This is a genomic window from Streptomyces himalayensis subsp. himalayensis (genome assembly GCF_013778455.1).
In the GTDB taxonomy this organism is placed as follows: Bacteria; Actinomycetota; Actinomycetes; order Streptomycetales; family Streptomycetaceae; genus Streptomyces; species Streptomyces himalayensis.
In genome coordinates, this window is sequence record NZ_JACEHE010000006.1 from 26,532 (window position 1) to 42,526 (window position 15,995).

Annotated in this window: 6 protein-coding genes; 4 read left to right on the forward strand and 2 right to left on the reverse strand. The window is 68.4% G+C overall.

Features of this window, described 5'->3' with window-relative positions; all coding sequences use genetic code 11:
• Positions 1–252 precede the first annotated feature (252 nt).
• The 4 genes from H1D24_RS11915 to H1D24_RS11930 are packed head-to-tail and all read left to right on the forward strand — an operon-like array spanning position 253 to position 14,782.
• Positions 253–6,534 carry a protein kinase domain-containing protein gene (locus tag H1D24_RS11915; protein WP_181657684.1) on the forward strand — a complete coding sequence of 2,094 codons (6,282 nt, stop codon included), beginning with the start codon at positions 253–255 and terminating at the stop codon, positions 6,532–6,534.
• Positions 6,535–6,566: 32 nt separating this feature from the next.
• Entirely contained in the window at positions 6,567–9,584 is a 3,018-nt protein-coding gene (locus tag H1D24_RS11920; RefSeq protein ID WP_181657435.1) for a DEAD/DEAH box helicase, read from the forward strand.
• A complete protein-coding gene (locus H1D24_RS11925; RefSeq protein WP_181657436.1) occupies positions 9,584–13,606 on the forward strand; it encodes an Eco57I restriction-modification methylase domain-containing protein in 4,023 nt (1,340 codons plus the stop codon). The genes H1D24_RS11920 and H1D24_RS11925 overlap by 1 nt, the downstream gene beginning before the upstream one ends.
• A 33-nt stretch (positions 13,607–13,639) precedes the next feature.
• Positions 13,640–14,782, forward strand: coding sequence for an EcsC family protein (locus H1D24_RS11930; protein WP_181657437.1), 1,143 nt, complete (start codon positions 13,640–13,642; stop codon positions 14,780–14,782).
• 52 nt (positions 14,783–14,834) lie between these two features.
• Here H1D24_RS11930 and H1D24_RS11935 read toward each other — a convergent pair whose 3' ends face one another.
• Together H1D24_RS11935 and H1D24_RS11940 are read right to left on the reverse strand one after the other, a co-directional pair.
• Positions 14,835–15,023 carry a DUF397 domain-containing protein gene (locus H1D24_RS11935; protein WP_181657438.1) on the reverse strand — a complete coding sequence of 63 codons (189 nt, stop codon included), beginning with the start codon at positions 15,021–15,023 and terminating at the stop codon, positions 14,835–14,837.
• A complete protein-coding gene (locus tag H1D24_RS11940; RefSeq protein ID WP_181657439.1) occupies positions 15,020–15,877 on the reverse strand; it encodes a helix-turn-helix domain-containing protein in 858 nt (285 codons plus the stop codon). The genes H1D24_RS11935 and H1D24_RS11940 overlap by 4 nt, the downstream gene beginning before the upstream one ends.
• Positions 15,878–15,995: the final 118 nt, after the last annotated feature.

Consider the following 15,995-nt stretch of genomic DNA (forward strand, 5'->3'; position numbering starts at 1 on the left):
GCACCAAGGACTCGAATCCCCAACTAGCAGTCACATTACGACAGATGCGTTGACGACGTCAACACATCAAACGATTGACGAGATTTGCGGCTTGCGTGTACGGTGACGACCACAGTGTCGCCTGGCTCCACAGTGAATGACCCAGGCGGCGGGGGGTACTTGGGGTGGGAAACATGTTGTGCGCATGCCGGACGCATGTCTTTTCCCGAACCGCGAGGGAACGACTGAGGGGCGGCAGTGAGCCAGGGTTTGATGGGCGGCAGGTTCCGGATCACGCGGGTCATCGACACGGGGAACATGGGGGAGGTACACAGGGCTGAGGATCTTCAGGCCCCTGAGGACGCTCCTGAGCGGACCGTCGCCGTGAAACTGATCCTGCGTCGCCGCTCGGGCGCCCAGATCGACACCGGGTCGGATTCAAAGGCAGTGCAGCGCTTCGCCCGCGAGGTACGCATCATGCGGCGCCTCGATCATCCGAATCTCACCCGTCTCATCGACGGCGGGGTGGATGAGACGCAGGGCGGTCTGCCTTATCTGGCCATGGAGTTGCTCGATGGCGAGACGCTGCGCGACCTGGTCGAGGAGGAGCGGCAGCTTCCGGTGTCCTGGGCCGCCGCCATCGCCACTCAGATCGCCGACGGACTCACCGCCGCGCACTCCGCCGGCATCGTGCACCGCGATTTGAAGCCGGCCAACGTCATGCTGACTCGGGGCGGCATGGTCAAGGTCCTCGACTTCGGTATGGGCCGCATCGTCGACGACCCGGACGAGGCCCGGCTCACCAGTACGGGCGTCACCGTCGGCACCGCCCGCTATATGGCGCCCGAGCAGTTCGAGGCAAAACAAGTCACCCAGGCCGCCGACCTGTACGCCCTGGGTTGCGTTCTGTACGAGATGCTGGTCGGTGTCCCGCCGTTCACAAGTGAGTCGCCGTACGAGCTCGCCGTCAAGCACGTTGGCGACACGCCAACCCCTGTTCGCCTGATTCGCAGCGACGTCCCCAGCGAGCTCGCGCGTCTCGTCGAGCGGCTCCTCGCCAAGGACCCTTCGGCCCGTCCCGCGGATGCCGTTGCCGTCCGCGAGGCACTGCTTCCTCTGGTCGGCCAGGACGGAGATGCCCCGCGACTGCCGCACTGGAGTGCACTCGACCCGACGCGACTGTTCCGCGAGACCGGGAGCACCCCTGCACTCGCCGGACCCGCGGCCGACAAAGATCCGGCGCCCGTAACCGCCTCCGGCACCGGCATGGACGTCTTCGGTGTCCACCGCGCGCTGATCAAGGACTACCGCTCCTTCACCGAGGGCGGCACCGTCATCCGCGACGACCGCATCGCCGCATTTGTCGAGGACGACCTGAACGCGAAGTCCCAGTGGCCAGACCCGTGGCTGTCGCTCAACCCGTTCTTCGCGAGCGGCGGTACGGTCGTTGAGCTGGCCGGTCAGGGCATGCTGCACGAGGAGTGCGCCCGAATCTTCCAGGCGAAGAAGACCGAGCGCGGCACCGTCTGTGACGGCCGCCCGCTCACGCTCCACCAGCACCAGCGCGAGGCCATCGACGCGGCCGAGTCAGGGGCGTCGTACGTCCTGACCACCGGTACCGGCTCGGGTAAGTCGCTCTCCTACATCGTCCCGATAGTGAACAAGGTGCTTCACGAGCGGGACGCCGAGGGCCCAAAGGCTCAGAAGCGTGTGCGCGCGATCATCGTGTATCCGATGAACGCGCTCGCGAACAGCCAGCTCAAGGAGTTGGAGAAGTATCTCCGCGATGGCTACGGCGAGGGGCGCGAGCCGGTCACGTTCGCCCGCTACACCGGTCAGGAGGACGACGAGCGACGCAAGGAGATCCGGGACAACCCGCCGGACATCCTGCTGACCAACTACGTGATGCTGGAGCTGATGCTGACGCGGCCCGCCGACCGTGCCAGCCTCATCAAGATGGCCAAGGGCCTCGAGTTCCTGGTCTTCGACGAACTGCACACGTATCGCGGCCGTCAGGGCGCGGACGTGGCCCTGCTGATCCGGCGCGTGCGCGAGGCGTGCCAGGCGCAGGATCTCCAGTGCATCGGCACGTCGGCGACGATGTCGACGGAGGGCACGGTCGACGACCAGAAGGAAGTGGTCGCCGACGTGGCGAGCACCCTCTTCGGTACGAAGGTCCGGCCCGAGCACGTCATCGGCGAGACCCTGGTGCGCGCGACCGACGACGCGCCCGCAACCGTTCGGGCCGAGAGGCTCACCGCCCCCGCCGCCCCGCGCGCGTATGCGGACCTCGTGCGGGACCCTCTGGCCCGCTGGATCGAGACCCGCTTCGGCCTGGCCACGGACGAGGCCACGGGGCGCCTGGTGCGTCAGCAGCCCGCCAGGATCGAGGATGCTGCGCAGGAGCTCGCCGAGAATTCCGGCGTCAGCGAGGAGGACTGTGCCGCCGCGATCCGCGCCACTCTGGAGGCGGGTTCGCAGGCGAAGCATCCGGTGACGGAGCGGCCGCTGTTCGCGTTCCGGCTGCACCAGTTCCTCTCCAAGGGCGACACCGTGTACGTCACCCTGGAGCACAAACTCTCCCGTCACCTCACCCGCTCCTACCAGCTCCAACAGCCGGACAGCGGCGGCAAGCTGCTGATGCCCCTCGCCTTCTGCCGAGAGTGCGGTCAGGAATACCTGACGGTGTGGCGGAACGAGAAGGACGGGGAGGTCCGGTACGAGGCGCGCCGTGACACCTCCGCGACCGGCGGGCGCCAGGGCGACGGCTATCTGTACGTCGACCACGACCGGCCGTGGCCGGCCAACGCCCAGTACGCCGTGGACGATCGCCGCCTGCCCGAGTCCTGGCTGGAGCTGGACGACAAGGGCCAGGAGGTCGTGAAGAAGTCGTACCGCGACCGGGTCCCGCACGCTGTCACCGTCGATCCGTTCGGCTACGAGGGCCGGGGCGAGCTGCAGGCCGCGTTCATCCCGTCGCCCTTCCTGTTCTGCCTGCACTGCGGCGTGGCGTACGAGCAGACGCGCGGGAAGGACTTCGCGAAGCTGGCGACGCTCGGCCAGGAGGGCCGTTCCTCGGCCACCTCGCTGATCTCGGCGTCGGTGGTCCGGTCGCTGAAGTCGGTGCCCGAGGAAGCCCTGGACAAGGAGGCGCGCAAACTCCTCACCTTCGTCGACAACCGGCAGGACGCCTCGCTGCAGGCGGGCCACTTCAACGACTTCGTGCAGATCACGCAGTTGCGGGGCGCGCTGTACCGGGCGGCTCTGGACGCGGGCGAGGACGGCATCCACCACGAGGAGCTGGCGTCCGCGGTGACCAATGCCCTCGCCCTCGACCCGGCCGACTACACCGGCGAAGGTGACCTGCCGCCGTCCCTCGCCCGCAACGCCGCCAAGACTCTCCGCGACGTGATCGCCTTCCGGCTCTATCTGGACCTGGAGCGCGGCTGGCGTATCACCATGCCGAACCTGGAGCAGACCGGCCTCCTGGAGATCGACTACGAGGACCTGCCCTGGGTGGCGGCCAAGCAGGACCGGTGGGAAGGCACACATCAGGCTCTGCGCGACGCCGATCCGGCTCTGCGCGCGGAGATCATGAAGGTGCTGCTGAACGAGATGCGCCGTTCCCTCGCCATCGATGTGTCGTACTTCCGTGACGACTTCGACTCGCTTCAGCGCGCGAGTGAGGAACGTCTGGTGGACCCGTGGGTGCTGTCCGCGGCGGACAAGCCGAAGGTCGGGACCGCCTACCCGCACCCGTCCCGTCCTGGCATGGACCGTTCGGGCCTGTTCCTTTCGGCGCGGGGCAAGTTCGGCAAATACCTGGTTCGCGCGGACCGGTCCTTCAAGGAGCTCGACACCGGCGATCTCCAGCTCGTCATCGAGGAGTTGCTGAAGGTCCTGGCCAAGGCAGGCCTGGTCAAGGAGGTTTCCGAGGCTCCGCAGCGCGCGGGCCGCTATCGCAGGCCCGCCGCCCCTGCCGCGATCGGCTACCGGGTGGCGGCGCAGTCGCTCATCTGGCGTGCGGGCAAGGGCGAGACGGGTACGCACGACCCGCTGACGCGCACCTACCAAAGCGGTGACGGCCCGCGCGTCAACACCTTCTTCCGGGACCTGTACAAGGACGCGGCGGCCGCGCTGTCCGGCCTGTTCGCTCGCGAGCACACGGCACAGGTCGCCCCGGAGGAGCGGGAGAAGCGCGAAGAGGCGTTCCGCAAGGCCGAGCTGAAGCTGCTGTACTGCTCGCCGACGATGGAGCTGGGCGTCGACATCTCCTCGCTGAACGCGGTGATGATGCGCAACGTCCCGCCGACGCCCGCGAACTACGCTCAGCGTTCGGGCCGCGCGGGACGCAGCGGCCAGCCCGCCCTCGTCACCACCTACTGCGCGACCGGTAACAGCCACGACCAGTACTACTTCCGACGCTCGGAGCGGATGGTGGCCGGTGCCGTCGCCCCGCCGCGCCTGGACCTCGCCAACGAGGACCTGGTCCTCTCCCACCTCCAGGGCATATGGATCGCGGAAGCCGGCCTGAAGCTGGGCCGCGCGATACCAGAGGTGCTCGACGTGTCACACCCAGACACCGGCGACCGCCCGGAGCCCGCGCTGGAGCTGCAGCCCGAGATCCTCGCCGCGTCCCTCGACAAGGACGCCCAGCGGCACACTGTCGACGCCGCCCTGCGCGTCCTCGGGCCGTTGCTGCCGGACTTCGCGGACACCACGTGGTGGTACGACGACTGGATCCAGGACCGGGTGCGGACGGTGCCCGAGCGGTTCAACCTGGCCTTCGAGCGCTGGCGGGACCTGTACCGTGCGGCGCTCAACGACCAGTACATCCAGAACAAGCGCCGCCTCGACTACACCCTGACCGAGGGCGACCGCAACCGTGCCAACGCCCGCCGCCGCGAGGCCGAGACACAGCTGAACCTGCTGATGAACGAGAGCGTCGACAGCAAGTCGGTCCTCTCCGACTTCAACCCCTACCGCTACCTGGCTTCGGAGGGCTTCCTTCCCGGCTACAGCTTCCCGCGCCTGCCGCTCGCCGCGTACATCCCGACCGTCGGTCGCCGCCGCAGCGAGGGCGACTATCTCCAGCGGCCCCGCTTCCTCGCGATCCGCGAGTTCGGCCCCGGCGCGCTGATCTACCACGAGGGCGCCCGCTACCAGGTGACGCGGATTCAGCTCCCGCCGGACTCCTCGGGCGACCTGGCCACCAGCGAGGCCCGCCGTTGTGCCCAGTGCGGCTACCACCACGACCCGGACCAGCGCGCCGACCGCTGCGAGATGTGCGACGAACCGCTGGGCTCAGCGACGTACGGCCTGCTGCACCTGCACACCGTGTACACGACGCGCCGTGAGCGGATCTCCTCCGATGAGGAGGAGCGCCGCCGCGCCGGGTTCAGGCTGGAGACCTCGTACCGCTTCCATGACCACGGCGCCCGCAAGGGCCGCCTGAACGCGTCCGTCTCCGAAGCCTCAGGTGCGCCCCTCGCCGAGCTGGCATACGGCGACTCGGCCACGGTCCGCATCACCAACACCGGCCGGGTGCGCGCCAAGAGCGACGAGCCGCCGGGCTACTGGCTGGACCTGGCCGACGGCCGCTGGATGAACGACCGCGACGCCGCCGAGGCGTCCGGCGACTCCAGCGAGCTGCCCAAGATCGACGCCGACGGCAATGAGCGCCGCCGCAAGAAGCGCGTCATCCCGTTCGTGGAGGACCGCCGCAACATCCTCGTCGTCACGCTCGACGAGCCGCTGCCCGAGCCGATCGCGCTGTCGCTGATGTACGCGCTGGAGCGGGGCATCGAGGCCGCGTTCGAGCTGGAGGACGTGGAGCTGTCCGGCGAACTGCTCCCGCCGAACGACGGTCCCCGTAACCGCATCCTGTTCATGGAAGCCGCCGAGGGCGGCGCGGGTGTGCTGCGCCGCCTCCAGGCGGAGCCGGACGCACTGGCGAAGGCCGCCCAGCAGGCGCTGGCCATCTGCCACTTCGGCCCCGGCGAGGACCAGGGCGGCGAGGAGCACCGCCCCGGCCGGGCCTGCGCGCTGGGCTGCTACGAGTGCCTGCTGACGTACGGCAACCAGCTCAACCACGCGCTCATCAACCGGCACTCGGTGCGCGAGCTGCTGGTGCGGCTCGCGTCGGCGACGGCGAAGCGCGATCCGCGCGGGGAGTCGCGTACGGAGCAGTTCAAGCGGCTCCTCGACCAGACACCCGAGACCCCCACTGCTGTCGAGGCCTCGGTCGGCGAAATCATCGCCCAGGACAACCTCCTCACCTGGCTGAAGGCGCGTGGCCTCCGGCTCCCCGACGAGGGCGAGACGCTGATCACCGAGGCCAACGTCCTGGCGGACTACGTGTACCGGCTGCCCGGGGTGAACGTCGCTGTGTTCGTCGATCTGCCGGACACCGAGCTGACGACCCTGCGCGACGAGGAGGCTGAGGAACGGCTCCTCGACGCCCGCTGGGACGTCGTCCGCTTCCCGCACGACGCCGACTGGGACGAGATCGTCGCTCCCCACACCCGCTACTTCGGCACGGCTTCCGCCAGCTGACCGCTGCTCGTCACGAGGACTGACAAACAGATATGGCACTCACGTACTCCGCTGGATCCCTGGTGACGGCCCGTGGCCGCGAATGGGTGGTGCTTCCCGAGAGCGAGCCGGACCTGCTCGTGCTGCGCCCGCTGGGCGGCTCGGACGACGACATCGCCGCCGTGTTCCCCGCGTTCGAGGAGGTGAAGGGTGCCGAGTTCGCTCCGCCCGAGCCGAGCGACCTCGGTGACCAGCGCGCGGCGGGCCTCCTGCGTACGGCGCTGCGGATCGGCTTCCGGTCGGGCGCGGGCCCGTTCCGCTCCCTGGCCGGCATCGCGGTGGAGCCTCGCGCGTACCAGCTGGTGCCGCTGCTGATGGCCCTGCGGCAGAAGACGGTCCGGATGCTGATCTCCGACGACGTCGGTATCGGCAAGACGATCGAGGCGGGCCTGATAGCGAGCGAACTCCTCGCGCAGGGCGAGGCGACGGGCCTGGCGGTGCTCTGCTCCCCGGCCCTGGCCGAGCAGTGGCAGCAGGAGCTGCGCACCAAGTTCGGCATCGACGCCGAACTGGTCCTCGCCTCCACGGTCTCCCGCCTGGAGCGCGGCCTGGACCTGGGCCAGTCCCTCTTCGACCGGTACCCGCACGTGATCGTCTCGACGGACTTCATCAAGTCCACCCGCCACCGCGACGACTTCGTACGCCACTGCCCCGACCTGGTCATCGTGGACGAGGCGCACACATGCGTCGCCGCCGACGACACGTCCTCCGGCGCGCAGAACCAGCTCCGCTACGAGCTGCTGCGCCGCGTCGCCGAGGACGAGACCCGGCATCTGCTGCTGGTGACGGCGACCCCGCACAGCGGCAAGGAGTCGGCGTTCCGCAACCTGCTGGGACTGGTCAAGCCCGAACTCGCCTCGGTCAACCTGGAGTCGGAGGCGGGCAGGAAGCTCCTCGCCCAGCACTTCGTCGCGCGCAAGCGAGCCGACGTACGCCAGTACCTCACCAAGGAGGACGGCCTCAGCGACGACAGCCTCGCCGAGCGCACCGCGTTCCCCTCGGACCGCTACTTCAAGGACGAGACGTACAAGCTGTCCCCGGCCTACCGTTCCCTGCTCGACGACGCGATCGCGTACGCGAGCGAGCGCGTGGAGGAGGCCGGCAGCCAGGGCAGGCGCGAGGCGCGCATCGCCTGGTGGTCGGCGATCGCGCTGCTGCGTTCGCTGGTGTCGTCGCCGAGGGCGGCCGCGCGGACCCTCGTTACGCGCTCCGCGGCCGCGGTGGCGGCGTCGGCCGAGGAGGCCGACCGGCTCGGCGCCCCGCTGACCAGCGACTCGGCGGACAGCGACGCGCTGGAGGGCATGGACGTGGCGCCGGGCGCGGAGACCTCGGAGACCGAGGAGCACGCCGGATCGCGCCTGACCGAACTCGCCGACCGAGCCGAGCGGTTGGAGGGCCCGGAGCAGGACCTGAAGCTGAAGGCGCTCATCAAGCACCTCAAGGCGCTGCTGGCCGACGGCCACAACCCGATCGTGTTCTGCCGCTACATCCCGACCGCCGAGTACCTGGCCGCCCAGCTGGCGAACGACCCGGAGACCAAGAAGCGCGGCCCCCTCGGCGCGAAGACCGTGGTGAAGGCCGTCACCGGCACCCTCTCCCCGCAGCAGCGCGTGGAGCGCATCGAGCAGCTGGCGACGGAGGCGGGCGACGACGCGGCAGCCCGCCGCGTCCTGATCGCCACCGACTGCCTGTCCGAGGGCGTCAACCTCCAGCACCACTTCGACGCCGTCATCCACTACGACCTGGCCTGGAACCCGACCCGCCACGACCAGCGCGAGGGCCGCGTCGACCGGTACGGCCAGAAGAAGGACCAGGTCCGCGTCATCACCCTGTACGGCGACGACAACGGCATCGACGGCAAGGTCCTCGAAGTCCTCATCAAGAAGCACCGGCAGATCAAGAAGGACCTCGGCATCTCCGTCTCCGTGCCCGACGAGATGTCGACGGGCGTCACGGACGCGATCGTCGAATGGCTGCTGCTACGCGGTCGGGAGGGCGAGCAGCAAGCCCTGTTCGGCTCGGACGCCTTCCAGCAGAGTTTCGCGGACCTGGAGCAGGACTGGAACTCGGCCGCCGAGCGCGAGAAGGCATCGCGATCGCGGTTCGCTCAGCGCTCGATCCACCCGCAGGAGGTGGCCCTCGAGGTCGCCGCGATCCGGGAGGCGCTGGGCGGCGCGGGAGAGATCCACACCTTCGTACGGGAATCGCTGAGCGCCCTGAACGCGGTGATCCGCGAGAACGGCGGAAACGTCGGGAACGCCGGAGCCGGCGAGGACTTCACCGCTGAGGTGGGCGGCACCCCGGCCGGCCTGCGGGACGCGCTCGCCCCGGTCGTCGGCGCGGAGACGATCGAGAAGGACCGCCCGATCCCCTTCCGCACGTCCCCGGCGGTGGCGCGCGGCGAGGCGGCCCTGGTGCGAACCGACCCCCTAGTCGGGGCCCTGGCGGCCCACGTCCTGAACGCCGCCCTCGACACCCAGGCCGACGGGGCACGCCCGGCCCGCCGCTGCGGCGTCATCACGACGGACGCGGTCGCGACGCGCACGACGCTGCTGCTGGTCCGCTACCGCTTCCACCTCACCCTGCCGTCCCGCAACGGCGAGAAGCAGCTGGTCGCGGAGGACGCCCGCCTGCTGGCCTTTCAGGGCTCCCCGAAGAACGCGGTGTGGCTGCCGCAGGAGCAGGCTGCGGCACTGCTGGACGCGACGGCGGCCGAGAATACGGACCCGCACTTCGGCGAACGCACGATGACCAGGATCCTCGGCCAACTCTCTGATATCTCCGGCTACTTGGAGTCGTACGGAGACCAGCTGGCCGCCGAGCTGGACGCCTCGCACCGCCGGGTGCGGTCCGCGTCCGGCGAGATCGTCCGGGGCTTGTCCGTCACGGCCCAGAAGCCCGCCGACATCCTCGGCACGTACGTCTACCTGCCCGCCACGCCTGCCGCTTCCGTCGCTTCCGTCGCCGGTTCCGCCTCCGGTGCCGCCGCTTCCGCTGGAGTGTCCGCCTGATGTCCGCCACCACCCGCAACCAGGTCTTCACCGCCGTCCACACGGTCGGCGCGCTGCTGCCGGCCGACATGCTGGTCCGGATCTCCGAAGGCAAGGACGTCCCTGGCTCGAAGCCCGCGGACTACGGCCTGCCGTCGTCCCGTTCGGTACGCGACGAGGCCGAGCGCAGCTGGGAGTACCTGAAGCCGCTCTGGCGCGAGCTGCGCACTCGCCTCCCCGAGGACCCGGAGACCGGCGCACCGGCCATCGACCCGACGGGCCTCGCCGCGAGCGACTGGCTGGCCCCGCTTTGGCGTGAGCTGGGCTTCGGCCGGCTGACGGCGGTCGGTTCGCCGGGCGTCACGGCGGACTCCGACGCGGAGAAGAGATTCGAGGTCTCGCACCGCTGGCGGCACGCCCTCATCCACCAGACGGCGTGGAACTCCAACCTGGACAAGCGCCCCGGCGGCCCGGGCACGGTCCCGCCGCAGTCGATGCTCCAGGAGTGCCTGAACCGGACGGAGGCCCACCTTTGGGGCGTCCTGACGAACGGCCGCCAGGTCCGCCTGCTGCGCGACTCCAGCGCGCTGGCGACGGCCTCGTACGTGGAGTTCGACCTGGAGGCGATCTTCGACGGCGAGCTGTTCAGCGAGTTCGTACTGCTGTACCGGCTGCTGCACGTGTCCCGTTTCGAGGTGGCGGAGGACGCGGCACCGTCGACGTGCCAGCTGGAGAAGTGGCGCACGGAGGCGATCGCGTCGGGGACGCGGGCGCTGGACCAGCTCCGCAAGGGCGTGCAGACGGCGATCACGACGCTGGGCACGGGCTTCCTCAAGCACCCGGACAACCGGGAGCTGCGCGAGACGCTGGACGTCAAGACCTTCCACTACGCGCTGCTGCGCCTTGTCTATCGGCTGCTGTTCTTGTTCGTGGCTGAGGACCGGGAGGTTTTGCTGTCCCCGACGGCGGACGAGCGCGCTAGGGAGCGGTACGCCACGTACTTCTCGTCCGCTCGGTTGCGCCGACACGCTCAGCGGCGCCGGGGCACGGCTCACGGCGACCTCTACCGGGCGCTGCGCTTCGTCCTGTCCGGCCTCGGCAACGATGACGGCCTGAAGGAGCTGGGCCTGCCGGGACTCGGCGGCATCTTCGACGACACGGAGGCGGACAAGGTCCTGCATGGGCTTGCCCTGTCCAACGAGCCTCTGCTGGAGGCCGTCCGTGCGTTGTCGATCGTGCGGGACACCGACTCGAAGCGGAACCGCGTCGTGGACTACCGCCACCTGGACGCCGAGGAACTCGGCTCCATCTACGAGTCGTTGCTGGAGCTCGTACCGAAACACAACGCCACCGGGCGCACCTTTGACCTCGTCGAGCTGTCAGGAAACGCCCGCAAGACAACGGGTTCGTACTACACACCGTCCTCGCTCATCGAGTGCCTGCTCGACTCGGCGCTCGACCCCGTGATCGACGATGCGGTCAAGCGGGGCGAGATCCGCGCGACGCGTAAGGGCGAGCCGGACGCCCGCGACGCCATCGTGGAGGAGCTGCTGTCGCTGACGGTATGCGACCCGGCATGCGGCTCCGGCCACTTCCTCGTAGCCGCCGCGCGCCGCATCGCCAAGCGGGTGGCGGCGGTACGGGAGCAGAACCCCGAGCCGACGCTGGACGCCGTACGGCATGCTCTGCACGAGGTCGTGGCGCGGTGCATCTACGGGGTAGACCTCAACCCCATGGCGGTCGAGCTGGCCAAGGTGTCCCTGTGGCTGGAGGCCCTGGAGCCGGGCAAGCCGCTGGGCTTCCTGGACGCCCACATCAAGCACGGCAATGCGCTACTTGGAGCGACCCCAGCCCTGCTGGCGAACGGCATCCCCGACGACGCCTTCAAGCCGATCGAGGGCGACGACAAGAAGATCGCCGCCAAACTGAAGAAGGACAACGCCAAGGAGCGCGGCGGCCAGCTCCGCTTCCACACCGAAGAGCGCATCTGGGTGTCCAACGCGGCCTTCGCTGCGACCCTACGCGAGATCACCGACGCTCCGGCTGACACCCTGCGCGACGTACGTCTGCAGTCCAGCCGCTTCCGCAAGCTGGAGCAGTCCGCGGACTACCTCCACGCCCGCCACGTCTCCGACGCATGGTGCGCCGCCTTCGTCTGGCCTAAGGTCCAGGGTGCCCCGACCCCCGTCACTCAGGGCGTCCTCCGCGACCTCCAGAGCCCCGGCGGTGGTATCCCAGTAACCACCGACCGGAAGATCACCGAACTCGCCCAGCAGTACAAATTCTTCCACTGGCACCTGGAGTTCCCCGACGTCTTCCACGTCCCTGCGGCCTCGAACGCCGGCGTCGAGGAGTCGGTCGGGTGGGCAGGGGGCTTCTCGTGCGTGTTGGGGAACCCGCCGTGGGACCAGGTGCAAGTCGATGCCCGCGAGTTCTTTGCATCACGACGGCCTGCGATCGCACAGGCAGCAAACATGACCGTGCGCAACAGGTTGATCAAGAAGCTTGAGCAGGACGATCCCGAACTCTTCGCGGAGTTCGCAGCCGAAAGCCGTGCGAACGATGGTTTCAAGCATTTCGCCCACGCTTCTGGTCGCTTCCCGTTGACTGCCTTCGGAAGGCTCAACACCTATTCACTGTTCGCCGAGCACGCCAGGATGATCGCAGAGCAGATCGGGCGCACTGGCCAGATCGTGCCATCCGGGATCGCAACCGATTCCTTCAACCAGTACTTCTTCAACGACCTCGTTCAGAAGGGCTCCCTCGCTTCGCTGTACGACTTCGAAAACGCGGCACCCCTCTTCCCTGGCGTTCACCGCTCATTCAAGTTCAGTCTCCTCACCCTCGCCGGTCGCGCCGTTCGTGAACCATCAGCCATGTACGCCTTCTTCCTCCACGACCCTGCGGACCTAGACGCGGCCGACAAGCGCTTCACCCTCACCCCCGAGGAGATCACCCTCCTCAACCCCAACACTGGCACTTGCCCGGTCTTCCGCACCCGCCGCGACGCCGAGATCACTCTCGACATCTACCGTCGCGTCCCTGTGCTCATCCGCAAGGGAGACCCTGAGGGGAATCCGTGGGGCATTCAGTTCCAGCTGATGTTCATGATGAACACGGACTCGGACAAGTTCCGCTCCCGCGAGGAGCTCGAATCCGACGGCTGGACCCTGACCGGCAACATCTTCACCCGCGGTGGTGCCACCATGCTCCCGCTCTACGAAGCGAAGATGCTGCACCATTATGACCACCGCTGGGCCACCTACGACCCTGACGGCTCCACCCGCGATCTCGCCCTCTCTGAAAAGCAGGACTCCTCTGCCGTGGTTCTCCCGCGCTACTGGGTCCCCCAGTCTGAGGTCGATGCCGCTACAGCGTCCAAGGGCTGGCAGCGCGAGTGGGTGATGGGCTTCCGCAAGATCTGCCGTGCCACCGATGAGCGCACGGCGATTGCCTATGCCTTTCCCAAGGGCGGCTTGGGCGACTCAGGCAACCTGCTGATGCCCACATCGACGACGAGTCCAGCGCTCATGTACGCCAATGTGATCGCTCTTTCGCTCGACTATGTTCTCCGCCAGAAGTTGGGGGGCACCAACCTCAACTTCTTCCAGTTCGAACAGCTGCCTATCCTCCCTCCCAGCGCGTTGAGTCTCCACTCCACCTTTGTCGCTCCGCGCGTCCTCGAGCTCACCTATACGGCCCACGACATGGCCCCCTTCGCGCGCGACCTGAGTGACGCCGGAACGCCCTTCCTCTGGGACGAAAATCGCCGCGCGATCATGCGAGCCGAGCTGGACGCGCTGTTCTTCCACCTCTACGGCATCGCCCGTGACGACGTGGACTACATCCTCGAGACCTTCCCCATCGTCAAGCGCAAGGACGAGGCCAAGTTCGACTCGTACCGCACCAAGGAGCTGATCCTCGCCGAGTACGACCGCATGGCCGAGGCCGGCCTCACCCTCGACAACCCCTTGGTGGACAGCGAGAACTACACCTCCACTCTCGCCCCGCCCCCGGGCCACGGCCCCCGCCACCCCGCCTGACAGCTTGCCCCAGAGACAGGAGCGCCACGGACCATGAGTAACCCGCAGTACCCGCAGCAGCCCGATCAGCTGCCCTCGGACTACGAGCTTGACGCATGGCGTGCCATCCAGCAGTTCAAGGGCCGCCCGCTGTCACGAGCAATGAGTAACGCCGGCGAGCAAGTGGCGAACGGCGTCGCGGCACTCGGCAAGCGCGCCGCGAAACAACTGGAGAACCACCCACGGGCCAAATCGGCGGTTTCGCGTGGACAGGAAATCGTCGCCAAGGGCGCGCAGAAGGTCGGCGCCGGGGCTCGCGGAGCCGCCGACGCCCTCCCGGACTGGAGCGGCACTGCCGTTCAGTCCATACGGCAGACGGTGGGGCGGGTCTCGCGAGCGGGACTCTCCCCCAAACGCGTGGTGGCGCGCCACAAAAAGCGCGGGCACGAGGTCGAGTCACTCTCCGACCTGCGCCGCCTCGACCTCCAGCAGATCGACGCTGTCCGTGGACGCGGGGCGAGTTGGTACTACCCGGCCGTCGCGGCGCTCTCGGGAGCGACTGCGGGACTTGCGATCTCCGGAGGAGAGCTCGTCATCGCCGCCTCCGCCGGCGCCGCGGCGGCGCCTTCGGGTGGTGCGATCGCGGGCGCTTTCGCCGCCGATACCGCGGCCGTCCTCGGACTCGCGTCCCGCGCCGTCGGCCATGTCTCGCTGTTCTACGGCTACGACCCCGAGGAGCCTGCCGAGAAGCTCTTCGTGATGTCTGTCGTCAACGTCGGGACCGCGAGTTCGGCCACCGCCAAGAACGCCGCGATGGCCGACATCTCGCGGCTCACCCAGGCACTCTTCCGCGGCAAGACGTGGGAGGTCCTCAACGACGCGGTTGTCACCAAGGTCTCCCAGCAGTTCGCGAAGGCGTTCGGCTTTCGCCTCACCAAGAACGGACTCGGCAAGGCCGTACCCGCATTCGGGATCGTCGTCGGAGGCACCCTCAACTGGACCACTCTGGAGGGCATCGTCGACGCCGCCGACATGGCGTACCGGCGGCGGTTCCTCCTGGAGAAGTACCCGCATCTCGCTGACGAGGAGGCATTGGCTCCGTTTCCCGACGACGACCCGGACGTCCCGGACGACGCCGACGAGGAGATCAGTGTGCTCGACGAGATAGCCGAGGCGGGCGGACCCGACCTCCACTGACCCGGTGTCCCGGCGGTGAACGTCATCACGCGACCGCCGGGACGAACGCTGCTCAGGCCCCCGCCGCGAACCCCACGAACCGCGACCACTCCTCACGCCCGACGGCGAAGTGAGGGCGCGTCACATCCTTGGAGTCCCGTACGCGGACGGCCTGTTCGGTGATGGCAACCTCGATGCAGTTGTCGCCCTCGGTCCCGCTGTAGCTGGACTTGAACCAGGCCAGCTCAGTGCCGTTACTCATAGTGCTCCTCTGATGCGCTTCAGCAGGCCCACGGAGTCAAGGGGGTTGAGGGCCTGTGAGCGGAGTGTCGCATATCGCTGATGCAGAACGGCGGCCTCGGTCACATCAGCGATCAAGCGTCCGTTCTTCTGTCCCTCGGAGTAAGCAAGGCGCCTCCCGTCCGGAGCCTCGAGAAGGGCAAGCGGACCATCCAGTCCCGCGTGGCACTCGCTGTCGATCGGCATGATTTGGACAGTTACGTTGCGGAGTTCAGCTAAAGCCAGGATGTGATCCAGCTGCCCGCGTGTGACCTCCGTACCGCCGAGCCGCCGCCTGACGATGTACTCCTCCATGACGAAGCTGAAGGAGGTGTTGGGCCGCGCGCGGATGAGCTCCTGGCGCTGCATGCGTGCCGCAACCTGCGCCTCCATCTGCTCGTCAGACAGCGGCGGGACACTGTTCTCAAAAGCAGCCCGCGCATACCCCTCCGACTGCAACAACCCCGGCACCAGCCGACACTCATACGTACACAGGCTCACCGCCACCTTCTCCAGCCGCGCCCACCGCCGGAACCAGGCCGCCAGCCCCGGCTCCCCCCGCGTCAGGTGTCTGGCCGCCTTCCGCAGCGCGCCCGTGTTGCCCAGCGCCTCCTCCGCCCTCTCCACGAACGACTCGTCCGGCATCCGGCGCCCCAACTCCACCGACTCCACGGTGTGTTTGGAGAACCGGACCCGCGCGCCGAAGTCGACCCGGCTGAGCCCGGCGTGCTCGCGCAGGGCCTGGACGACGGCCCCGAAGGTCCGCAGACTATCCGACGGGTCGGGCTCCCGCTCCCCATCGCATGCCGCCGTCACATCAACGTCGCCGCTCGTCATACGCGGCCACCTCCAGGTGCGTGTGTGCGTGCTCCCCACGCTCAACTCACCCAGAGTGACGGCAAGATCCACGTACTGTCCACCATATGTGCCCGTACGCTGACCCACCGTACGGGGC

Coding starts and splice junctions, on each gene's coding strand:
- H1D24_RS11915 (WP_181657684.1), top strand. CDS start 253: ATGGGCGGCAGGTTCCGGATCACGCGGGTCATCGACACGGGGAACATG.
- H1D24_RS11920 (WP_181657435.1), top strand. CDS start 6,567: ATGGCACTCACGTACTCCGCTGGATCCCTGGTGACGGCCCGTGGCCGC.
- H1D24_RS11925 (WP_181657436.1), top strand. CDS start 9,584: ATGTCCGCCACCACCCGCAACCAGGTCTTCACCGCCGTCCACACGGTC.
- H1D24_RS11930 (WP_181657437.1), top strand. CDS start 13,640: ATGAGTAACCCGCAGTACCCGCAGCAGCCCGATCAGCTGCCCTCGGAC.
- H1D24_RS11935 (WP_181657438.1), bottom strand. CDS start 15,023: ATGAGTAACGGCACTGAGCTGGCCTGGTTCAAGTCCAGCTACAGCGGG.
- H1D24_RS11940 (WP_181657439.1), bottom strand. CDS start 15,877: ATGACGAGCGGCGACGTTGATGTGACGGCGGCATGCGATGGGGAGCGG.